Source organism: Pseudomonas sp. FP215, from assembly GCF_030687795.1.
Taxonomy (GTDB): Bacteria; Pseudomonadota; Gammaproteobacteria; order Pseudomonadales; family Pseudomonadaceae; genus Aquipseudomonas; species Aquipseudomonas salmasensis.
On record NZ_CP117447.1, the window covers coordinates 6,467,550 to 6,487,653 of the forward strand.

Consider the following 20,104-nt stretch of genomic DNA (forward strand, 5'->3'; position numbering starts at 1 on the left):
CCTTGATGATTCGACGGCTTTTACCGTTTTGCCTGCTGGGCATCCTGGCCCTGGGCGGCTGCGCCACGGTCGACACCCCGCGCATCCCCAGCGATGCCCTGCCCGCGCAGGACTCCTCGTTCGGTCGCTCGATCCAGGCCCAGGCCGCCCCCCACCAAGGGCGCTCGGGCTTTCGCTTACTGCCCAACAGCAGTGAGGCCTTCATGGCCCGCGCCGAGTTGATCCGCAACGCCCAGACCAGCCTCGACTTGCAGTACTACATCGTGCATGACGGCATCAGCACACGCATGCTCGTGGACGAACTGCTCAAAGCCGCCGACCGCGGGGTGCGCGTGCGCATTCTGTTGGACGACACCACCAGCGATGGCCTCGACCAGATCATCGCCACCCTTGCCGCCCACCCCAAGGTGCAGATACGCCTGTTCAACCCGCTGCATCTGGGGCGCAGCACCGGCGTTACACGCGCCATGGGCCGGGTATTCAACCTGTCACTGCAACACCGGCGCATGCATAACAAACTGTGGCTGGCCGATAACAGCGTGGCCATCGTGGGCGGGCGCAACCTGGGCGACGAGTATTTCGACGCCGAACCGAACCTGAATTTCACCGACATCGACATGCTCAGCGTGGGGCCGGTGGCCGAGCAATTGGGTCACAGCTTCGACCAGTACTGGAACAGCGCCCTGAGCAAGCCGATCGATGACTTTGTCTCGAACAAACCCTCCAAGGTCGACCTCGCCGTCGCCCGCGGGCGCCTTGAGGCCTCCCTCGCCCAATCCCGTCAGCAGAACCACGCGCTGTATAACCGCCTGCGCACGTACCAGACCCAACCCCGCATGGACATCTGGCGCCGCGAGTTGATCTGGGCCTGGAACCAGGCGCTGTGGGACGCACCGAGCAAGGTACTGGCCAAGGCCGACCCCGACCCGCGACTGCTGCTGACCACTCAGCTGGCGCCAGAGCTCGCGGGGGTCAGCCATGAGCTGATCATGATTTCGGCTTACTTCGTGCCGGGCCAACCTGGGCTGGTCTACCTTACAGGGCGCGCCGATGCGGGTGTTTCGGTGCGCCTGCTGACCAACGCCCTCGAAGCCACCGACGTGCCGGCCGTGCATGGTGGTTACGCACCGTATCGCAAGGCGTTGCTGGAGCACGGGGTGAAGCTCTATGAACTGCGCAGGCAACCCGGCGACCCCAGCGCAAGCAGCAGCCCGCATCTGTTTCGGCATGGCAGCTGGCGCGGCTCGGACTCCAGCCTGCACAGCAAGGCGATGATTTTTGATCGAGAAAAGTCGTTTATCGGCTCATTCAATTTCGACCCGCGCTCAGTGTTGTGGAACACCGAAGTCGGCGTACTGGTGGACAGCCCCGAGCTGGCCGAACACGTACGCAACTTGGCTCTGGAAGGTATGGCGCCAGCGTTGAGCTATGAGGCCAAACTGCAGGACGGCCAGTTGGTGTGGGTGACAGAAGACAACGGCCAGATGCACACCCTGACCCGCGAACCGGGCAGTTGGTGGCGGCGGTTCAATGCCTGGTTCGCCACCAGTGTTGGCCTGGAACGCATGCTCTAAAAAACCCTGTAGGAGCGAGCTTGCTCGCGAAAAACGCCAACGATAACGCAGTGCATCTGGTTTAACGCGGCGTCCTCCGGTTTTTCGCGAGCAAGCTCGCTCCTACAATGGGTTGCATTTCAAGGTCAGGCCGACTGTGTAGCGCCGAATGCCCCTTGGCGCAGCAATAGCACCACCAACCCTAACGCCCCCGCCGCCATCAGCAGCGGCAGCGCATGCCCGCTGATCCACTGGCTGCCCGCCCCCGCCACCAGCGGCCCGATCAGGCAGCCAATGCCCCACAGCTGCGCCACATGAGCGTTGGCACGCACCAACGCATCGTCGCGGTAGCGCTCGCCAATCAAAATCAGCGACAAGGTGAACAATCCGCCGGCACTCGCGCCGAACAGCACCCACACCGGCCAGATCAGCACGGTGTGCATCAATAACGGCACCGCCAGGCTCGACGCCAGCAACAGCAGCGCACAGGCCAGGAACAGGGTCCGTCGCGGCAGGTAGTCGGCCAGTGCGCCAATGGGCAATTGCAGCAACGCATCACCCACCACCACCGTGCTGACCATCGCCAAGGCGATCTCGGCGGTAAAGCCCTGTTGCAGGCAGTACACCGGCAACAGCGTCAGGATCATCGCTTCGAAGGCAGCAAACAACGCCACGGCCCAGGCAATCGCTGGCAGGCCCAGGCAAAAGCGCCACAGGTCGCTAAACGTCACGCTGAACGAATCCGCCGTCGGCGCCCCGGTGCGTCCCAGCAACAGCAGCGGCGCCACCACCAAAAGGCCCGCGCCAACCCAGAAACCGTAGTCATGGTCGGTGCCAATCAGGCCCAGCAGCAACGGCCCCGAGAGCTGGCTCAAGGCATAACTGCAGCCATACAGCGCCACCAGCCGGCCACGCCACTGTTCGACCACCAGTTGGTTGATCCAGCTTTCGCCAAGGATGAAGACGATGGTCAGGATCACCCCGATCATCAGCCTGAGCACCAGCCACACCGGGTAGCTGGGCAGGATCGCCAGTAAGCCGATGGACACCGCACCGGCCCACAGGCACAGGCGCATCAGGTTGGCAGTGCCGAGCCAGGACGCCATGCGGCTGGAGACCTTGGCCCCCAGCAACACGCCGAACGCCGGCATCGCCGCCATCACGCCAATGGCGAAACTGCCATAACCCCAGCCTTCAAGACGCAGGGATACCAACGGCATGCTGACACCCAGGGCCAGGCCAACGCTGAGTACCGAGGCCAGCACGGCGAAATAAGTCGCCCAACGCATTGCCACGCTCCTGTGGATAATTCTGGTTTGCAAAACGAACTGTAGGAGCGAGCTTGCTCGCGAAAAACGTTAACGATGACGCGTTCATGCTGGATAAACGCGGCGCCTTCAGGTTCTTCGCGAGCAAGCTCGCTCCTACAGGGGGATCAGCAGTGTTGCTTAGAGCTTGATCCAGGTCGCTTTCAGTTCGGTGTACTTGTCGAACGCATGCAGCGACTTGTCGCGGCCATTACCCGACTGCTTGAAACCACCGAACGGTGCGGTCATGTCACCGCCGTCGTACTGGTTAACCCACACGCTACCGGCCCGCAACGCCTTGGCCGTCAGGTGCGCCTTGGAGATATCCGCCGTCCACACCGCTGCGGCCAGGCCGTATTGGGTGTCGTTGGCAATGGCGATGGCTTCTTCGGCGCTGTCGAAAGTAATCACCGACAGGACTGGGCCAAAGATCTCTTCCTGGGCGATCTTCATGGCATTGGTCACGCCGTCGAAAATCGTCGGCTCGACGTAGGTGCCGCCGGACTCTTCCAGGGTGCGCTTGCCACCTGCGACCAGCTTGGCGCCATCGGCGTGGCCGGCTTCAATGTACGACAGCACGGTGTTCATCTGCTGCGTATCCACCAAGGCACCGACAGTGGTGGCTGGGTCCAGCGGGTTGCCTGGTTTCCAGCCCTTGAGGGCCTCGATCACCAGCGGCAGGAAGGTGTCCTTGATCGAGCGCTCGACCAGCAGACGCGAGCCGGCGGTGCAGACTTCGCCCTGGTTGAAGGCAATGGCGCTGGCGGCAGATTCGGCGGCCGCTTGCAGGTTCGGCGCATCGGCAAACACGATGTTCGGGCTCTTGCCACCGGCTTCCAGCCAGACACGCTTCATGTTCGATTCGCCGGAGCGGATCAACAGTTGCTTGGCGATCTTGGTGGAGCCCGTGAACACCAGGGTGTCGACGTCCATATGCACCGCCAGGGCGTTACCCACGGTGTGGCCATAGCCAGGCAGCACGTTGAACACGCCTTTTGGAATACCGGCCTCTACGGCCAGCGCGGCAATGCGGATGGCAGTCAGCGGGGATTTTTCGGACGGCTTCAGGATGACAGAGTTACCGGTGGACAGCGCCGGGCCGAGTTTCCAGCAGGCCATCATCAGCGGGAAGTTCCACGGCACGATGGCGCCCACGACGCCGACGGGCTCGCGGGTCACCAGGCCCAATTGATCGTGAGGCGTGGCGGCGACTTCGTCGTAGATCTTGTCGATCGCCTCGCCGCTCCAGCTCAGGGCTTGCGCCGCGCCGGGGACGTCGATGTTCAGGGAATCGCTGATGGGCTTGCCCATATCCAGGGTTTCGAGCAGCGCCAGCTCTTCGGCGTTAGCCTTGAGCAGCGCGGCGAAACGGATCATGACGGACTTGCGCTTGGCCGGCGCCAGGCGCGACCACACGCCGGAATTGAAAGTGGCACGCGCATTTTCTACGGCGCGCTGGGCGTCACTGGCATCACAGCTGGCGACAGTGGCCAGCAAGCGCCCATCCACCGGGCTGATGCATTCGAAGGTATCGCCGGAAACGGCGGCGGTGTACTCGCCATTGATATAGGCGCGGCCTTCGATCTTCAGAGCCTTGGCGCGTTGTTCCCAGTCGGCACGGGTCAGGGTGGTCATGCGAGTGTCCTCCTCTTATTGAATACAAGGGCCTGGGAGGTTTATCCCGGCGCCATCACGAATGCTTGCCCGACCAGCCTGCGGTTCGGCTCAAGGCAGCTGCCACCCTAAACCAGCGGCTGGGGATGTTTCAATATATTTGACATAACGGTGGCAAACGCCCTTGCGATGTTCATTTTAATAAACATAGACTTTGGGCTCTCCAACCGCAGGCCAGACGGGAAATGCACATGAGCATCCAGGACATCGTCGATTTCAGCCAAGCCAACACCGCCCCCGAACGTTACCGCCCTGCCGCCGAGAAAATCCTCAAGGGCGATCCCGAGCAGACACTCTACAACCACTACAACAGCCCATGCGGCCAGATGAACGCTGGCGTCTGGGAAGGTGAAGTGGGCCAGTGGAAGGTCAACTACACCGAGCATGAGTACTGCGAGATCGTGCAAGGCGTGTCGGTGTTGCGCGATGCCGAGGGGAATGCCAAGACCCTGCGGGCCGGCAACCGCTTTGTGATCCCTGCCGGTTTCAGCGGTACCTGGGAAGTGCTGGAAGCGTGCCGCAAGATCTATGTGGTGTTTGAAGAGAAAGCCTGATCATTGATTGATCGACAGCGGGACGCTGAGCGTCCGAGAGGGCATTCCCACGCAGAGCGTGGGAACGATCAGGCAAAAAAAAGCCCGCATCGTGAGATACGGGCTTTTTTTCACAAGGAAGAAAATCAATTACTTGATTTTGCCTTCTTTGTAGATCACGTGCTTGCGAACGCGCGGGTCGAACATTTTCTTTTCGAGCTTGTCCGGGGTAGTACGCTTGTTCTTGTCGGTAGTGTAGAAGTGACCAGTACCGGCGCTAGAGATCATTCGAATCAATTCACGCATGATAGAGCTCCTTAGATCTTGCCAGCGGCACGGATTTCGGCCAGCACGACAGTGATGCCACGCTTGTCGATAATACGCATGCCTTTAGCAGATACACGCAGGCGAACAAAACGTTTCTCTTCTTCAACCCAGAAGCGGTGATGCTGCAGGTTCGGCAGGAAACGACGACGGGTTTTGTTATTTGCGTGGGAAATGTTATTCCCAGTCACCGGACCCTTACCGGTAACTTGACAGACTCTCGACATGCCTCAGCCCTCTAAAACCACATGCCCAACCCGGCATGGGTTGGCCGCTTAATCTCTCAGTCATTTGGCGCCAGGCGCCGCGTTTCTTTAGGGTCTTACCGGCTACACCTACAGTGAAGGAACCGGGCCCCTAGAAAAGAGCGCTGCTTTATACCAGAAAGACCCCAGTGCAACAACAACCTGTGTATTTTTAGCAACGTAAATCTCGGCCGCAAGTGCCTGAACCGCTGCCAGGAGGGGCCGCTGTAACAGCCGACCGCTCGTCGCACAGAATGATTTACCACGCCTGCGGTCACAGGGAAGTGCACGGCGCAACACGCGCAGGCGCCATCAAAACAGCATTTGCGCCAAAAGCACAGGCAAAAATGGGCTAGTCATTTATCAATCAGACCTCTACGGTAGGCTTTTTCCAGACTGCACTCGCAGATGGGCCTTCGATCTGCACAGGAAACCGAATATGCGCCTCGCTGCCCTACCCCTATTGCTTGCCCCTCTCTTTATTGCGCCAGTGGCCGTTGCGGCCACCAATTTGAGCGTTTGCACCGAGGCCAGCCCCGAAGGGTTCGATGTGGTGCAGTACAATTCGCTGACCACCACCAACGCCTCGGCCGATGTGCTGATGAACCGCCTGGTGGAATTCGACGCGTCCAGTGGCAAGTTGGTACCCAGCCTTGCAGACAGCTGGGAAGTATCGCCCGATGGGCTCACGTACACCTTCAAGCTGCACCCCGATGTGAAATTCCATCGCACCAGCTATTTCAGCCCAAGCCGCACCTTGACCGCCGAAGACGTACGCTTCAGCTTCGAGCGCATGCTCGACCCGGCCAACCCGTGGCACAAGATCGCCCAGAGCGGCTTTCCTCACGCCCAATCCCTGCAATTGCCCACACTGGTCAAGAAAATCGACGCCCTTGACCCGCTGACGGTGCGCTTTACCCTCGACCACGCCGACTCCACCTTCCTGCCGGCGCTGAGCATGGGCTTTGCCTCGATCTACCCGGCCGAATATGCCGACAAATTGCTCAAGGCCGGCACACCCGAGAAGCTCAACAGCCAGCCCATCGGTACCGGCCCGTTTGTGTTCGTGCGTTTCCAGAAAGACGCCGTGGTGCGTTACAAGGCCAACCCGGACTACTTCGCCGGCAAACCGGCGGTGGATAACCTGATTTTCGCCATCACCCCGGACGCCAACGTACGCCTGCAGAAGCTGCACCGCGATGAATGCCAGATCGCCCTGTCACCCAAGCCCCTGGATGTGAGCGAGGCCGAAAAAGACCCGGCGCTGAAGGTGGAAAAAACCGCCGCCTTCATGACCGCATTCGTCGCCATCAACAGCCAGCACCCGCCGCTGGACAAGCCCGAAGTACGCCAGGCAATCAACCTGGCCTTTGATAAGGGCAGCTACCTCAAGGCCGTGTTCGAAGGCACCGCCGAAGCGGCCAATGGTGTCTACCCGCCGAACACTTGGAGCTATGCCAAAGAGTTGCCAGGCTACCCGCAGGACCTCGCCAAAGCCAAGGCGCTGCTGGGCCGCGCCGGGCTCAAGGACGGCTTCAAAACCACGATATGGACCCGCCCTACCGGCAGCCTGCTCAACCCCAACCCGAACCTCGGCGCCCAACTGTTGCAGGCCGACCTGGCCAAGGTTGGCATCCAGGCCGAGATTCGCGTGATTGAATGGGGCGAGTTGATCCGCCGCGCCAAAGCCGGCGAGCACGACTTGCTGTTCATGGGCTGGGCCGGCGACAACGGCGACCCGGATAATTTCCTGACGCCGCAGTTCTCCTGCGCCGCTGTAAAGTCCGGCACCAACTTCGCCCGCTATTGCGACCCCACCCTGGATAAGTTGATCAGTGCCGGCAAAACCACCAGCGAGCAAGGTGTGCGCAGCAAGCTGTATCAACAGGCCCAGGCGCAGATTCAGCAGCAGGCACTGTGGCTGCCACTGGCGCACCCAACGGCGTTTGCCTTGACCCGCAAGAACATCGACGGGTACCAGGTAAGCCCGTTCGGCCGCCAGGACTACTCGAAGGTCAGCCTCAAGCCCTAAGCCCCCCACCTGTAGGAGCGAGCTTGCTCGCGAAAATCGCCAACGATGACGCGGCAAGCCTGAAGCCCCGCGGGGTTCTCAGGTTTTTCGCGAGCAAGCTCGCTCCTACAGACAGAGGCGGGGTTATTACAGCCAACCGTATTCAGCCATCGACAACGGATCACCATCGCCCACTATGATGTGGTCCAACACCCGAACATCCACCACATCCAGCGCCTTTTGCAGCAACTTGGTCAATTTTCGATCAGCCGCGCTGGGCTCCGCACTCCCCGACGGGTGGTTGTGGCACAGGATCAACGCCGCCGCGTTGTATGCCAAGGCGCGCTTGACCACTTGCCGCGGATAGACAATCGCAGCGTCGATGGTGCCCTGGGACATAACCTCGAACCCCAGCACCCGATGCCTGGAATCCAGGAACAGGCAGCCGAAGATCTCATGGGGCTCATGGCGCAGCAGCGCCTTGAGGTACTCGCGCACGGCCAACGGGCTCTCCAGCACCGAGTCAGCTCGCAAGCGCTCGGCCAGGTGGCGTCGGGACATTTCCAGCACCGCCTGCAGTTGGGCGAACTTCGCCGGCCCCAACCCCAGATGCTGGCTGAACAGCGTCTGGCTGGCCTCCAGTAACGGGCGCAGGCCACCGAATTGCGCCAGCAGATGGCGCGCCAAGTCAACCGCACTTCGGCCGGCAACCCCCGTACGCAAAAAGATCGCCAACAGCTCGGCATCGGACAGACTCGCCGCGCCGCCTTCCAAAAGCTTCTCCCGCGGACGCTCCGCCACGGGCCAATCCCGAATACTCATCCCACCTCCCTGTATCTGCTCCGCTGTTGCCCGGCGGGCGCTGTGTTATCGTAGGGCCCTCTTTTTTGCCGGCGATTTCACCTGGGGAGGGGTCATCGCAGGCGTCACTGAACTGGCATCACTGAACTGGAAAGGCAAACCAATGCAGCGTCTGTATCGGAAACGCATCGTTCTCGGCGTCGGCGGCGGCATTGCCGCCTACAAGAGCGCAGAGTTGGTTCGCAGGCTCCTGGACCAGGGCGCCGAAGTGCGCGTGGTCATGACCCGTGGTGGTAGCGAGTTCATCACCCCGCTGACCATGCAGGCCCTGTCCGGCCACCCGGTTCACCTCGACCTGCTGGACCCGGCCGCAGAAGCCGCCATGGGCCATATCGAACTGGCCAAATGGGCCGACCTGGTGCTGATCGCCCCGGCGACAGCCGACCTGATCGCCCGCCTGGCCCAGGGCATTGCCGATGACCTGCTCACCACCCTGGTATTGGCCACCGATGCCACCGTCGCTATCGCACCGGCCATGAACCAGGCCATGTGGCGCGACCCGGCCACCCAAGCCAATACCCAACTCCTGCAAACCCGCGGCCTCAAGGTGTTCGGCCCGGCGTCCGGCAGCCAGGCCTGCGGCGACGTCGGCCTGGGCCGCATGCTCGAAGCCACCGACCTGGCGCAATGCGCCGCCGAGTGCTTCCAGCACCTGGCCCTGACCGGCAAGCACGTGCTGATCACCGCCGGCCCAACCCAGGAAAACATCGACCCGGTGCGCTACATCACCAACCATAGCTCAGGAAAAATGGGCTTTGCGTTGGCTGAAGCCGCGGTCGAGGCAGGCGCACGGGTCACGTTGATCACAGGCCCGGTGCATTTGCCGACCCCTGATCGTGTCACGCGGATCGACGTAGTCAGCGCCCGGGACATGTTGGCAGCCTGCGAAGCCGCCATTCCCTGCGACCTGTTTATCGCCTCGGCAGCGGTTGCGGATTACCGCCCGGAGGTCGTGGCCCCACAGAAGCTCAAGAAAGACCCTACGAGCGGCGACGGCCTGCTCCTGCAAATGGTGCGTAACCCGGACATCCTGGCCACCATCGCCACCCGTCCGGACCGCCCGTTCAGCGTCGGCTTCGCTGCCGAGACCGAGCACCTGCTGGACTACGCCGCACGCAAACTGAAAGACAAAAACCTCGACCTGATCGTTGCCAATGATGTCGCCAACCCGAGCATCGGCTTCAACAGCGAGGAAAATGCGTGCAGCGTGATCGACCGCGAACTGCACGCCACCCTTTTCGCCCAGACCAGCAAGGGCAAGATTGCCCGCCAACTGATCTCTTTTATCGCCCAACGGCTGAACCAGGTTTAATCTCCATGCACGCTTTGCAAGCCAAGATCCTCGACCCACGCCTCGGCAACGAATTCCCCCTGCCGGCCTACGCCACACCGGGCTCCGCCGGCCTGGACCTGCGCGCCATGCTCAAAGAGGACACCGTCCTTGAGCCGGGCCAGACCATCCTGATTCCTACTGGCCTGTCGATCTATGTCGGCGATCCAGGCTTGGCGGCGCTGATCCTGCCGCGCTCCGGCCTGGGTCACAAACATGGCATCGTGCTCGGCAACCTGGTCGGCCTGATCGATTCGGACTACCAGGGCGAGTTGATGGTGTCGTGCTGGAACCGTGGCCAGACGGCTTTCAACATCGCCATCGGCGAGCGCATCGCCCAACTGGTGCTGGTGCCGGTGGTGCAGGCACATTTTGAATTGGTGCAGGAATTCGACGAAACCCAACGCGGCGCAGGCGGTTTTGGGCATTCCGGCAGTCACTGACTAAGCTGAACGTGGCCGGACGCCATCGTCCGACCACGCGCCACCGCCCGGCTTTTCAGGATGAAGAATGCGCGGAAATAATCATCGAGATTTCTCTAATGAAATCAAAGGACTACGTAAAAATAATGCTAGCGCCAAAGCGCCGATGGCATTTTTACACCACGAACTCTCTGCCGAAAACGCCGTCATACCCTTCAGTTTGAGCCTGCCGGCCAGCCACATCAGGCCTGCCTTGCCCCCTTTCAGATGGAGTTTCCCCCGCGATGAGTACCGCAGCCCGCGTAGCCCCGACCTTTCCCGACAGCATTTTTCGCGCCTATGACATCCGTGGCGTGGTCCCCAAGACCCTGACCGCCGAAACCGCCTACTGGATCGGCCGCGCCATCGGCTCCCAGAGCCTGGCCCAGGGCGAACCCAACGTCTCGGTAGGCCGTGACGGCCGCTTGTCCGGCCCGGAGTTGGTCGAGCAACTGATCCAGGGCCTGGCTGACAGCGGCTGCCACGTCAGCGACGTCGGCCTGGTACCAACCCCCGCGCTGTACTACGCCGCCAACGTACTGGCGGGCAAATCCGGGGTCATGCTCACCGGCAGCCACAACCCGTCGGACTACAACGGCTTCAAGATTGTCATCGCTGGCGACACCCTGGCCAATGAACAGATCCAGGCCCTGCACACCCGCCTGAAGACCAACGACCTGACCAGTGGCACCGGCAGCATCACTAAGGTCGATATCCTCCAGCGCTACTCCGATGAAATCACCCGTGACGTCAAGCTCGCGCGCCGCCTGAAAGTCGTGGTGGACTGCGGCAACGGCGCAGCCGGCGTGATTGCCCCGCAACTGCTCGAAGCCCTGAACTGCGAAGTAATCCCACTGTTCTGCGAAGTGGACGGCAACTTCCCCAATCATCACCCAGACCCAGGCAAGCCGGAAAACCTGGTGGACCTGATCGCCAAGGTCAAGGAAGTGGGCGCCGACGTCGGCCTGGCCTTCGATGGCGACGGCGACCGTGTAGGCGTGGTGACCGAAACCGGCGAGATCGTGTTCCCGGACCGCCTGCTGATGCTGTTTGCCCGTGACGTAGTGGCGCGCAACCCCAACGCCGAGATCATCTTCGACGTGAAATGCACGCGTCGCCTCACGCCATTGATCAAGGAATACGGCGGTCGCCCGCTAATGTGGAAGACCGGTCACTCGTTGATCAAAAAGAAAATGAAGGAAACCGGCGCGCTGTTGGCCGGTGAAATGAGCGGTCACGTCTTCTTCAAGGAGCGCTGGTTCGGGTTTGACGACGGTATTTACAGCGCCGCTCGTCTGCTGGAGATCCTCAGCAAGGAGAAATCCACGGCCGAAGAGCTGTTTCAGACCTTCCCGAATGATATTTCTACGCCTGAGATCAATATCCATGTGACCGAGGAGAGCAAATTCAGCATCATTGACGCATTGCACGATGCGCAATGGGGTGAAGGCGCCAACCTGACCACCATTGATGGTGTGCGAGTCGATTACGCCAAAGGCTGGGGCCTGGTTCGCGCGTCCAACACCACACCGGTGCTGGTCCTGCGTTTCGAGGCGGATACCGAAGCGGAGTTGCAGCGCATCAAGGACGTGTTCCACGCCCAGTTGAAACGTGTTGCCCCTGATCTCCAATTACCGTTCTGATTTTTGCCCGGAGCCCTGAATGACCCTCGAACGCGAAGCCGCTGCCAACACCGCCAAGGTCCTGTCCGAAGCGTTGCCTTATATTCGACGCTACGTCGGCAAGACGCTGGTGATCAAGTACGGCGGCAATGCCATGGAAAGCGATGAGCTGAAAACCGGCTTTGCCCGCGACATCGTGCTGATGAAGGCCGTGGGGATCAACCCGGTGGTCGTCCACGGCGGCGGCCCGCAAATCGGCGACCTGCTCAAGCGTTTGTCGATCGAGAGTCACTTCATCGATGGCATGCGTGTCACTGACGCGCAAACCATGGACGTGGTGGAAATGGTCCTCGGTGGCCAGGTCAACAAAGACATCGTCAACCTGATCAACCGCCACGGTGGCAGCGCCATCGGCCTGACCGGCAAGGATGCGGAGCTGATCCGTGCGAAAAAGCTCACGGTTACCCGCAAGACGCCCGAGATGACCCAGCCGGAAATCATCGATATCGGCCAAGTGGGTGAAGTGGTGGGGGTGAACACCGACCTGCTCAACCTGCTGGTCAAGGGCGACTTTATCCCGGTGATCGCGCCGATCGGCGTGGGCGCCAATGGTGAGTCGTACAACATCAACGCCGACCTGGTGGCGGGCAAAGTGGCGGAAGCGTTGAAGGCTGAGAAGCTGATGCTGCTGACCAACATCGCCGGCCTGATGGACAAGGAAGGCAAGGTACTGACCGGCTTGACCACCCAACAGGTGGATGACCTGATCGCCGACGGCACCATCTACGGCGGCATGCTGCCCAAGATCCGCTGCGCGCTGGAAGCAGTGCAAGGCGGCGTCGGCAGCTCGCTGATCATCGATGGCCGCGTGCCGAATGCGGTACTGCTGGAAATCTTCACGGATACCGGTATGGGCACGCTGATCAGTAACCGCAAGCGGCCTTAATCGCTGCAAACAAAAAAGCCCCGCTCAATTGAATTGAGCGGGGCTTTTTTTGTAGGAGCGAGCTTGCTCGCGAAAAACGTCAACGATAAAGCGTGCTTCCTGAATGAACGCGGCGCCTGGGAGTTTTTCGCGAGCAAGCTCGCTCCTACAGGGAGAGCGGCGTCAGACGCCGAACTGCTCGCGGTATGCACGCACAGCCGGCAAATGCTGCTTGAGCTGCGGGTCATCTTCCAGGAACTGCAACACCTGGTTCAACGACACGATGCTCACCACCGGAATGCCGAAATCGCGCTCCACTTCCTGGATCGCCGACAACTCACCGTTGCCGCGCTCCTGGCGGTTCAAGGCGATCAGCACACCGGCAGCCTTGGCGCCGTCCTGGGAAGCGATGATTTGCATCACTTCACGGATCGCAGTACCCGCGGTGATCACGTCATCGATGATCAGCACATCGCCGGTCAATGGCGCGCCGACCAGGCTGCCGCCTTCACCATGGGCCTTGGCTTCCTTACGGTTGAAACACCACGGCAGGTCCTGACCGTGATGCTCCGCCAGGGCAACCGCCGTCGCAGCAGCCAGGGGAATACCTTTGTAGGCCGGGCCAAAGAGTACGTCGAAGGAAATACCGCTCTCAACGATGGCTGCCGCATAGAAACGGCCCAGCTGAGCCAGGGCCGAACCTGAGTTGAACAGGCCTGCATTGAAGAAGTACGGGCTGGTGCGCCCGGACTTGAGGGTGAACTCACCGAAGCGTAAAACGCCGCGATCGATGGCAAAACGAATGAAATCGCGCTGATACGCCTGCATGAAAAAAGCCTCAGATACCACGGATTTAGCTAATTGGGTGGACGGCGTGTATCATACACGCACGCGATTTTTGGGGCCATTTATGCGGATCATCAGTGTGAACGTTAATGGTATTCAGGCTGCAGTCGAGCGTGGTTTGCTCAGTTGGCTGCAAGCACAGAATGCCGACGTCATCTGCCTGCAGGACACCCGTGCCTCCGCCTTTGAACTGGACGACCCAGCCTTCCAACTGGATGGCTACTTCCTTTATGCCTGCGATGCCGAAGTGCCCACCCAAGGTGGCGTGGCTTTGTACTCGCGGTTGCAACCCAAGGCGGTCATCAGCGGCCTCGGCTTCGAGACAGCCGACCGCTACGGGCGTTACCTGCAAGCCGATTTCGACAAGGTCAGCATCGCGACCTTGCTGCTTCCTTCCGGGCAGAACGGCGATGAAGACTTGAACCAGAAATTCAAGCTAATGGACGATTTCGCCCGCTACTTGGATAAACAGCGACGCAAACGTCGCGAGTACATTTATTGTGGCTCGCTGTACGTGGCGCAACAGAAGCTGGATATCAAGAACTGGCGCGACAGCCAGCAATCCCCAGGCTTCCTGGCGCCGGAACGCGCCTGGATGGACGAGATTGTCGGCAACATGGGCTATGTCGATGCCCTGCGCGAAGTCAGCCGCGAAGGCGACCAGTACAGCTGGTGGCCGGATAACGAACAGGCCGAGATGCTCAACCTGGGCTGGCGTTTCGACTACCAGCTGCTGACCCCTGGCCTGCGCCGGTTCGTACGTAGCGCACGCCTGCCGCGCCAGCCGCGCTTCTCGCAGCACGCGCCGCTGATCGTGGACTACGACTGGACATTGACCATCTGAGGTCATTCTCCAGGCACAAAAAAACCGACAGTGATGTCGGTTTTTTTGTGGCCGCTCGGTTACTTGACCAGGCGCCAGGTCCACGGATAGCGATAGGCAATGCCTTTGTTGGCCTTGATACCGGCGATGATCGTCAGAATCAACGCACCAATCACCAGCACGGTCATCAGCAAGAAGCCGACCACCACAAAGCCAAGCAACAGACACACCAGCCAGGCGATCGCCACGGTGATCTGGAAATTCAGCGCCTCCTTGCCCTGGTCATCGACGAGCGGGTCCATGTCTTTCTTGAACTGCCACAGGATCAACGGCCCCAACAAGCTGCCGAAGGGAAATACCAACCCCAGGAATGCCGCGAAATGACACAACATTGCCCACTGGCGTACTTCCTTGGACGGTGCCGGAACTGGCAACTGGCTGTCATTCATGGTGCTTCTCCTTGGGGCCGGCTCAGTCAGCCAGCGCGGCGTTCTGCAATTCAAAGATTTCGGTCATGCCCTTCTGGGCCAAGGCCAGCATGGCGTTCAGCTCAGCCGGCTGGAATGGCGCGCCTTCGGCAGTGCCCTGCACTTCGATGAAACCACCGGTGCTGGTCATGACCACATTGAGATCGGTCTCGGCAGCCGAGTCTTCCAGGTAGTCCAGGTCCAGCACAGGCTCGCCCTGGTACATGCCAACCGACACAGCGGCGATCATCTGCTTAAGCGGGTCACCCGCTTTCAGGCCGCCGCGCTTCTTGATCACCTTCAAAGCGTCAACCAAGGCCACCATGGCGCCGGTGATGGACGCCGTGCGGGTGCCGCCATCTGCCTGGATCACGTCGCAATCGACGTAGAGGGTGACGTCACCTAGCTTGGACATATCCAAAGCGGCACGCAGGGAACGACCGATCAGGCGCTGGATTTCCAGGGTTCGCCCGCCTTGCTTGCCACGGCTGGCTTCACGCTGGTTACGCTCGCCAGTGGCGCGCGGCAGCATGCCGTATTCAGCGGTCAACCAACCCTGGCCCTGGCCCTTGAGGAAGCGCGGCACGCCGTTTTCGACGCTGACAGTGCAGATGACCTTGGTATCGCCAAACTCGACCAGTACAGATCCCTCGGCGTGTTTGGTGTAGTTGCGGGTGATGCGGATCGAGCGGAGCTGATCGGCAGCGCGACCACTTGGACGTTTCATAGGGGATACCTGTACTGAGGACGAAAAACTGCCGAGCATTATAGAGCCGCGAACCGGTTCGGGGCACTTCTAAAAAATCCGGTTACCAATGCCCGGGTTTGGGCGACCCCCTCCCACTGCGCTACAATCCTGCGCCTCCAGACGGTAGGAGCGAGCTTGCTCGCGAAAAACGTCAACGATTACGGGGCCTTCCTGATTCAACGCGGTGCCCTTGCGTTCTTCGCGAGCAGGCTCGCTCCTACGGGTCGGCCTGGCCAATTTCTATTTATCCAACGCGAGGTACCTCCATGGTGCACAGCATGACCGCCTTCGCCCGTGTCGAAAAAGCCGGGGCCCAAGGCACACTCAGTTGGGAACTGCGCTCGGTCAACAGCCGTTACCTGGAGCCGCACCTGCGCCTGCCAGAGTCGTTCCGCGACCTCGAAGGAGCGGTGCGTGAAGCGCTGCGCCAGGGCATTTCCCGTGGCAAGCTGGAATGCACCTTGCGCTTTACCGAAGAAACCACCGGCAAGCCGCTGCAGGTCGACCGCGACCGCGCCGCCCAACTGGTGGCCGCGGCCGAAACCATCGCTGGGCTGATCAAGCAGCCGGCCGCATTGAACCCTTTGGAAGTATTGGCCTGGCCCGGCGTGCTGGTGGCCGACGCGGCCGACCCGCAGGCCCTGAATGCCGAAGCCCTCGCCCTGTTCAACCAGGGCCTGAAGGAGCTCAAGGCCGGCCGCGAGCGCGAAGGCGCCGAACTGGCGCGCCTGATCAACGAGCGGCTGACGTCGATCGAAGCCGACGTGGTGACCCTGCGCGAACTGGTACCGCAGATGCTCGCCACCCAGCGCCAGAAGGTCCTCGACCGCTTTACCGACATGAAAGCCGACCTCGACCCGACGCGCCTGGAACAGGAAATGGTCCTGCTCGCGCAGAAGAGCGACGTGGCCGAAGAACTCGACCGCCTGAGCACCCATATCCTTGAAGTGCGCCGCGTACTCAAGTCGGGCGGTGCCGCCGGTCGGCGCCTGGACTTCCTGATGCAGGAACTCAACCGCGAAGCCAATACACTGGGCTCCAAGGCGTTCGACCCGCGCAGCACCACGGCGGCGGTCAACCTCAAAGTGTTGATCGAGCAAATGCGCGAACAAGTACAGAACATTGAGTAAGGCACCCTCCATGACCCACAGCACCGGCACCCTTTACATCATTTCCGCCCCTTCGGGCGCGGGCAAGAGCAGCCTGGTCAAGGCTTTGACCGACGCCGACGAGCAGATCCGCATTTCGGTCTCCCACACCACCCGCGCCATGCGCCCGGGCGAAGTGGACGGTGTGCACTATCACTTCGTCGAGCGTACCGAGTTCGTCAAGATGATCGAGCACGGCGACTTCCTGGAGCGCGCCGAAGTGTTCGGCAACCTCTATGGCACCTCGCAAAGCCACCTGCAGCAGACCCTGGACGAAGGCCACGACCTGATCCTGGAAATCGACTGGCAGGGTGCCGAACAAGTGCGCCAGCTGATGCCCAAGGCACGCTCCATCTTCATCCTGCCGCCCTCGCTCCAAGCCCTGCACCAACGCCTGACCAACCGCGGCCAGGACAGCGACGAGATCATCGAGGGGCGCATGCGTGAGGCCGTCAGCGAAATGAGCCACTACGTCGACTACGACTACCTGATCATCAATGACGACTTTGCCCACGCACTGGACGATTTGAAGGCGATTTTCCGCGCCAACCAACTGCAGCAAAAGCGCCAACAGCAACGTTTCGGCAAATTACTCGCCGAATTGCTCGGCTGATTGGCTCTTCCCAAAACAGCTGCAAGGGCCTTACATTGGCACTTGTAGCGGTTTTGCGAAGGCCTGCGAAAAATCAGCGCTTCCCTAAACGCTGGTGATTTTTTAAACTGCTCAGTCCGCTCGCCCAACCGGGCAGCGCGCATCTTGCATTCGCTCCGAGGAATACCATGGCCCGCGTAACCGTTGAAGACTGCCTAGAACACGTGGATAACCGCTTTGAGCTGGTCATGCTCTCTACCAAGCGTGCCCGTCAACTGGCCACTGGCGGCAAAGAGCCCCTGGTCCAGTGGGAAAACGACAAGCCTACCGTTGTAGCGCTGCGTGAAATCGCTGAAGGCCTGATGAGCTACGAGTTCATCGCCAACGCCGAAATCGTTGAAGACGAACCGCTGTTTGCAGCGTTCGAAGGCGAGTCCAACGAGGACGTCTAAGCCTATGCCTGGTCGACGTAGCACGGCGCGGGGTCACAGCCATCGGCAGGAGTTCACACTTTGCCGAGCATAGACGCCCTCGCCGATCGCTTATCGGCCTACCTCGGCGCCGACCAGGTCAACCTGGTTCGCCGAGCGTATTTCTACGCCGAACAAGCCCACGACGGCCAACGCCGACGTAGCGGCGAGGCGTATGTCACCCATCCTCTTGCGGTGGCCAATATTCTTGCCGACATGCACATGGACCATCAGAGCCTGATGGCCGCGATGCTGCATGACGTGATCGAAGACACCGGCATTGCCAAGGAAGCGCTCAGTGCGCAATTTGGCGAAACCGTGGCCGAACTGGTCGATGGGGTCAGCAAGCTGACCCAGATGAACTTCGAGACCAAGGCCGAAGCCCAGGCGGAAAACTTCCAGAAGATGGCCATGGCCATGGCCCGAGACATTCGGGTGATCTTGGTCAAGCTGGCCGACCGGCTGCACAACATGCGCACGCTGGAAGTGCTGTCCGGCGAAAAACGCCGACGCATCGCCAAGGAGACCCTGGAAATCTATGCGCCCATCGCCAACCGGCTGGGCATGCACGCCATTCGTATCGAATTCGAAGACCTTGGCTTTAAAGCCATGCACCCCATGCGCTCGGCACGCATCTACCAGGCGGTCAAGCGCGCACGGGGCAACCGCAAGGAAATCGTCAACAAGATCGAAGAGTCCCTGAGCCATTGCCTGGCGATCGACGAGATCGAGGGCGAGGTCAGCGGCCGGCAGAAGCACATCTACGGCATCTACAAGAAGATGCGCGGCAAGCGTCGGGCCTTCAACGAGATCATGGACGTGTATGCGTTCCGGATCATCGTCGACAAGGTCGATACCTGCTACCGCGTGCTGGGCGCTGTACATAATTTGTACAAACCGCTGCCGGGCCGCTTCAAGGACTACATCGCAATTCCCAAGGCCAACGGCTACCAGTCCCTGCATACCACGCTGTTTGGCATGCACGGGGTGCCGATCGAGATCCAGATCCGCACCCGTGAAATGGAAGAGATGGCCAACAACGGCATCGCCGCCCATTGGCTGTACAAGTCCAGCGGCGACGAGCAGCCCAAAGGCACCCATGCCCGTGCGCGCCAATGGGTCAAGGGCGTGCTGGAAATGCAGCAACGTGCCGGTAACTCCCTGGAATTTATCGAAAGCGTGAAGATCGACCTGTTCCCGGACGAGGTCTACGTGTTCACGCCCAAAGGCCGGATCATGGAGCTGCCCAAAGGCTCCACGGCGGTCGACTTTGCCTACGCGGTGCACACCGATGTCGGTAACAGCTGCATCGCCTGTCGCATCAACCGGCGCCTGGCCCCGCTGTCCGAACCGCTGCAAAGCGGCTCCACGGTGGAGATCGTCAGTGCACCGGGCGCTCGCCCGAACCCGGCCTGGCTCAACTTCGTAGTCACCGGCAAGGCGCGTACGCATATTCGCCACGCACTGAAATTGCAGCGCCGCTCCGAGTCCATCAGCCTGGGCGAACGCCTGCTGAACAAGGTACTCAACGGCTTCGACAGCGCCCTGGACAAGATCCCGCAAGAGCGCGTGCAAGCGATGCTCCACGAGTACCGCCAGGAAACCATCGAAGACCTGCTGGAAGATATCGGCCTGGGCAACCGCATGGCCTACGTGGTCGCCCGACGCCTGCTGGGCGAAGGCGAACAGCTGCCGAGCCCTGAAGGCCCGCTGGCGATTCGCGGCACCGAGGGCTTGGTGCTCAGCTACGCCAAATGTTGCACGCCGATCCCGGGCGACCCGATTGTCGGCCACTTGTCCGCAGGCAAGGGCATGGTGGTGCACTTGGACAACTGCCGCAACATCACCGAAATCCGCCACAACCCGGAAAAATGCATCCAGCTCTCGTGGGCCAAGGATGTCACCGGCGAATTCAACGTCGAGCTGCGGGTGGAGCTGGAACACCAGCGCGGCCTGATCGCCCTGTTGGCCAGCAGCGTCAACGCCGCCGACGGCAATATCGAAAAAATCAGCATGGACGAACGCGATGGTCGCATCAGCGTGGTCCAACTGGTGGTCAGCGTGCACGACCGCGTGCACCTGGCCCGCGTGATCAAAAAGTTGCGCGCCTTGACCGGTGTGATCCGCATCACCCGCATGCGTGCATAACCGATCCATTACAAGG

19 protein-coding genes and 1 pseudogene are annotated in these 20,104 nt (G+C 60.8%); 12 read left to right on the forward strand and 8 right to left on the reverse strand.

Annotated elements, in window-relative coordinates; all coding sequences use genetic code 11:
* Positions 1–5 precede the first annotated feature (5 nt).
* Positions 6–1,574 (forward strand): phospholipase D family protein, encoded by a 1,569-nt coding sequence (locus tag PSH76_RS29505; RefSeq protein ID WP_305493351.1) that lies wholly within the window; start codon positions 6–8, stop codon positions 1,572–1,574.
* 125 nt (positions 1,575–1,699) lie between these two features.
* On the opposite strand, the gene PSH76_RS29510 is transcribed toward PSH76_RS29505, so the two are convergent.
* Together PSH76_RS29510 and PSH76_RS29515 are read right to left on the reverse strand one after the other, a co-directional pair.
* Positions 1,700–2,842, reverse strand: a complete 1,143-nt coding sequence (locus tag PSH76_RS29510) for an MFS transporter (protein ID WP_305493352.1) — start codon at positions 2,840–2,842, stop codon at positions 1,700–1,702.
* Positions 2,843–3,001: 159 nt separating this feature from the next.
* The gene (locus tag PSH76_RS29515) at positions 3,002–4,495 is read right to left on the reverse strand and encodes an aldehyde dehydrogenase (RefSeq protein ID WP_003195472.1); all 1,494 of its coding nucleotides are present in this window, start codon (positions 4,493–4,495) and stop codon (positions 3,002–3,004) included.
* Between the two features lie 230 nt (positions 4,496–4,725).
* On the opposite strand from PSH76_RS29515, the gene PSH76_RS29520 reads away from it, so the two are divergent.
* The gene (locus tag PSH76_RS29520; RefSeq protein WP_305493353.1) at positions 4,726–5,088 is read left to right on the forward strand and encodes a cupin domain-containing protein; all 363 of its coding nucleotides are present in this window, start codon (positions 4,726–4,728) and stop codon (positions 5,086–5,088) included.
* Positions 5,089–5,217: 129 nt separating this feature from the next.
* Here the strand turns inward: PSH76_RS29520 and rpmG are convergent, their stop codons facing one another.
* The gene (gene rpmG, locus PSH76_RS29525; protein WP_003176906.1) at positions 5,218–5,373 is read right to left on the reverse strand and encodes a 50S ribosomal protein L33; all 156 of its coding nucleotides are present in this window, start codon (positions 5,371–5,373) and stop codon (positions 5,218–5,220) included.
* Between the two features lie 11 nt (positions 5,374–5,384).
* The gene (rpmB, locus tag PSH76_RS29530) at positions 5,385–5,618 is read right to left on the reverse strand and encodes a 50S ribosomal protein L28 (protein ID WP_003176907.1); all 234 of its coding nucleotides are present in this window, start codon (positions 5,616–5,618) and stop codon (positions 5,385–5,387) included.
* Between the two features lie 457 nt (positions 5,619–6,075).
* On the opposite strand from rpmB, the gene PSH76_RS29535 reads away from it, so the two are divergent.
* A complete protein-coding gene (locus PSH76_RS29535; protein WP_305493354.1) occupies positions 6,076–7,668 on the forward strand; it encodes an ABC transporter substrate-binding protein in 1,593 nt (530 codons plus the stop codon).
* Positions 7,669–7,794: 126 nt separating this feature from the next.
* On the opposite strand, the gene radC is transcribed toward PSH76_RS29535, so the two are convergent.
* Positions 7,795–8,469 carry a DNA repair protein RadC gene (gene radC, locus PSH76_RS29545; protein WP_305493355.1) on the reverse strand — a complete coding sequence of 225 codons (675 nt, stop codon included), beginning with the start codon at positions 8,467–8,469 and terminating at the stop codon, positions 7,795–7,797.
* Positions 8,470–8,611: 142 nt separating this feature from the next.
* On the opposite strand from radC, the gene coaBC reads away from it, so the two are divergent.
* The 4 genes and pseudogenes from coaBC to argB all read left to right on the forward strand — a co-directional run bounded on the left by coaBC (position 8,612) and on the right by argB (position 12,867).
* The gene (gene coaBC / locus PSH76_RS29550; protein WP_003195481.1) at positions 8,612–9,820 is read left to right on the forward strand and encodes a bifunctional phosphopantothenoylcysteine decarboxylase/phosphopantothenate--cysteine ligase CoaBC; all 1,209 of its coding nucleotides are present in this window, start codon (positions 8,612–8,614) and stop codon (positions 9,818–9,820) included.
* A gap of 5 nt (positions 9,821–9,825) precedes the next feature.
* Positions 9,826–10,281, forward strand: coding sequence for a dUTP diphosphatase (gene dut / locus PSH76_RS29555; protein WP_003195482.1), 456 nt, complete (start codon positions 9,826–9,828; stop codon positions 10,279–10,281).
* Between the two features lie 254 nt (positions 10,282–10,535).
* Positions 10,536–11,942 (forward strand): annotated as a pseudogene (locus PSH76_RS29560) (phosphomannomutase/phosphoglucomutase); the annotation flags it as partial.
* 19 nt (positions 11,943–11,961) lie between these two features.
* Positions 11,962–12,867 carry an acetylglutamate kinase gene (gene argB / locus PSH76_RS29565; RefSeq protein WP_032894535.1) on the forward strand — a complete coding sequence of 302 codons (906 nt, stop codon included), beginning with the start codon at positions 11,962–11,964 and terminating at the stop codon, positions 12,865–12,867.
* Positions 12,868–13,029: 162 nt separating this feature from the next.
* Here argB and pyrE read toward each other — a convergent pair whose 3' ends face one another.
* The gene (gene pyrE / locus PSH76_RS29570; RefSeq protein ID WP_003195489.1) at positions 13,030–13,674 is read right to left on the reverse strand and encodes an orotate phosphoribosyltransferase; all 645 of its coding nucleotides are present in this window, start codon (positions 13,672–13,674) and stop codon (positions 13,030–13,032) included.
* 82 nt (positions 13,675–13,756) lie between these two features.
* Between pyrE and PSH76_RS29575 the strand changes: the two genes are divergently transcribed.
* On the forward strand, positions 13,757–14,536 hold the full coding sequence (locus PSH76_RS29575) for an exodeoxyribonuclease III (protein ID WP_003195493.1): 780 nt from the start codon (positions 13,757–13,759) through the stop codon (positions 14,534–14,536).
* A gap of 59 nt (positions 14,537–14,595) precedes the next feature.
* Here the strand turns inward: PSH76_RS29575 and PSH76_RS29580 are convergent, their stop codons facing one another.
* A complete protein-coding gene (locus PSH76_RS29580) occupies positions 14,596–14,964 on the reverse strand; it encodes a DUF4870 domain-containing protein (RefSeq protein WP_032894534.1) in 369 nt (122 codons plus the stop codon).
* A gap of 22 nt (positions 14,965–14,986) precedes the next feature.
* Positions 14,987–15,709 (reverse strand): ribonuclease PH, encoded by a 723-nt coding sequence (gene rph, locus PSH76_RS29585; protein ID WP_003195497.1) that lies wholly within the window; start codon positions 15,707–15,709, stop codon positions 14,987–14,989.
* Positions 15,710–15,996: 287 nt separating this feature from the next.
* On the opposite strand from rph, the gene PSH76_RS29590 reads away from it, so the two are divergent.
* The 4 genes from PSH76_RS29590 (at position 15,997) to spoT (ending at position 20,088) form a co-directional block, all read left to right on the forward strand.
* Positions 15,997–16,860 (forward strand): YicC/YloC family endoribonuclease, encoded by an 864-nt coding sequence (locus PSH76_RS29590; RefSeq protein ID WP_003195504.1) that lies wholly within the window; start codon positions 15,997–15,999, stop codon positions 16,858–16,860.
* Positions 16,861–16,870: 10 nt separating this feature from the next.
* Entirely contained in the window at positions 16,871–17,491 is a 621-nt protein-coding gene (gene gmk, locus PSH76_RS29595) for a guanylate kinase (RefSeq protein WP_003195506.1), read from the forward strand.
* Positions 17,492–17,658: 167 nt separating this feature from the next.
* Positions 17,659–17,922: a DNA-directed RNA polymerase subunit omega gene (rpoZ, locus tag PSH76_RS29600; protein ID WP_003195508.1), complete on the forward strand. Its 264-nt coding sequence runs from the start codon at positions 17,659–17,661 to the stop codon at positions 17,920–17,922.
* Positions 17,923–17,982: 60 nt separating this feature from the next.
* Positions 17,983–20,088 carry a bifunctional GTP diphosphokinase/guanosine-3',5'-bis pyrophosphate 3'-pyrophosphohydrolase gene (spoT, locus tag PSH76_RS29605; protein ID WP_003195510.1) on the forward strand — a complete coding sequence of 702 codons (2,106 nt, stop codon included), beginning with the start codon at positions 17,983–17,985 and terminating at the stop codon, positions 20,086–20,088.
* The last annotated feature ends 16 nt before the right edge of the window (positions 20,089–20,104 follow it).

What these genes read in the sequence shown, in the direction of transcription:
- PSH76_RS29590 (WP_003195504.1), top strand. Translation starts at nt 15,997, where the DNA reads ATGGTGCACAGCATGACCGCCTTCGCCCGTGTCGAAAAAGCCGGGGCC.
- coaBC (WP_003195481.1), top strand. Translation starts at nt 8,612, where the DNA reads ATGCAGCGTCTGTATCGGAAACGCATCGTTCTCGGCGTCGGCGGCGGC.
- PSH76_RS29575 (WP_003195493.1), top strand. Translation starts at nt 13,757, where the DNA reads ATGCGGATCATCAGTGTGAACGTTAATGGTATTCAGGCTGCAGTCGAG.
- rpoZ (WP_003195508.1), top strand. Translation starts at nt 17,659, where the DNA reads ATGGCCCGCGTAACCGTTGAAGACTGCCTAGAACACGTGGATAACCGC.
- pyrE (WP_003195489.1), bottom strand. Translation starts at nt 13,674, where the DNA reads ATGCAGGCGTATCAGCGCGATTTCATTCGTTTTGCCATCGATCGCGGC.
- PSH76_RS29580 (WP_032894534.1), bottom strand. Translation starts at nt 14,964, where the DNA reads ATGAATGACAGCCAGTTGCCAGTTCCGGCACCGTCCAAGGAAGTACGC.
- radC (WP_305493355.1), bottom strand. Translation starts at nt 8,469, where the DNA reads ATGAGTATTCGGGATTGGCCCGTGGCGGAGCGTCCGCGGGAGAAGCTT.
- rph (WP_003195497.1), bottom strand. Translation starts at nt 15,709, where the DNA reads ATGAAACGTCCAAGTGGTCGCGCTGCCGATCAGCTCCGCTCGATCCGC.
- gmk (WP_003195506.1), top strand. Translation starts at nt 16,871, where the DNA reads ATGACCCACAGCACCGGCACCCTTTACATCATTTCCGCCCCTTCGGGC.
- PSH76_RS29510 (WP_305493352.1), bottom strand. Translation starts at nt 2,842, where the DNA reads ATGCGTTGGGCGACTTATTTCGCCGTGCTGGCCTCGGTACTCAGCGTT.
- PSH76_RS29515 (WP_003195472.1), bottom strand. Translation starts at nt 4,495, where the DNA reads ATGACCACCCTGACCCGTGCCGACTGGGAACAACGCGCCAAGGCTCTG.
- PSH76_RS29535 (WP_305493354.1), top strand. Translation starts at nt 6,076, where the DNA reads ATGCGCCTCGCTGCCCTACCCCTATTGCTTGCCCCTCTCTTTATTGCG.
- argB (WP_032894535.1), top strand. Translation starts at nt 11,962, where the DNA reads ATGACCCTCGAACGCGAAGCCGCTGCCAACACCGCCAAGGTCCTGTCC.
- PSH76_RS29520 (WP_305493353.1), top strand. Translation starts at nt 4,726, where the DNA reads ATGAGCATCCAGGACATCGTCGATTTCAGCCAAGCCAACACCGCCCCC.
- rpmB (WP_003176907.1), bottom strand. Translation starts at nt 5,618, where the DNA reads ATGTCGAGAGTCTGTCAAGTTACCGGTAAGGGTCCGGTGACTGGGAAT.
- PSH76_RS29505 (WP_305493351.1), top strand. Translation starts at nt 6, where the DNA reads ATGATTCGACGGCTTTTACCGTTTTGCCTGCTGGGCATCCTGGCCCTG.
- rpmG (WP_003176906.1), bottom strand. Translation starts at nt 5,373, where the DNA reads ATGCGTGAATTGATTCGAATGATCTCTAGCGCCGGTACTGGTCACTTC.
- dut (WP_003195482.1), top strand. Translation starts at nt 9,826, where the DNA reads ATGCACGCTTTGCAAGCCAAGATCCTCGACCCACGCCTCGGCAACGAA.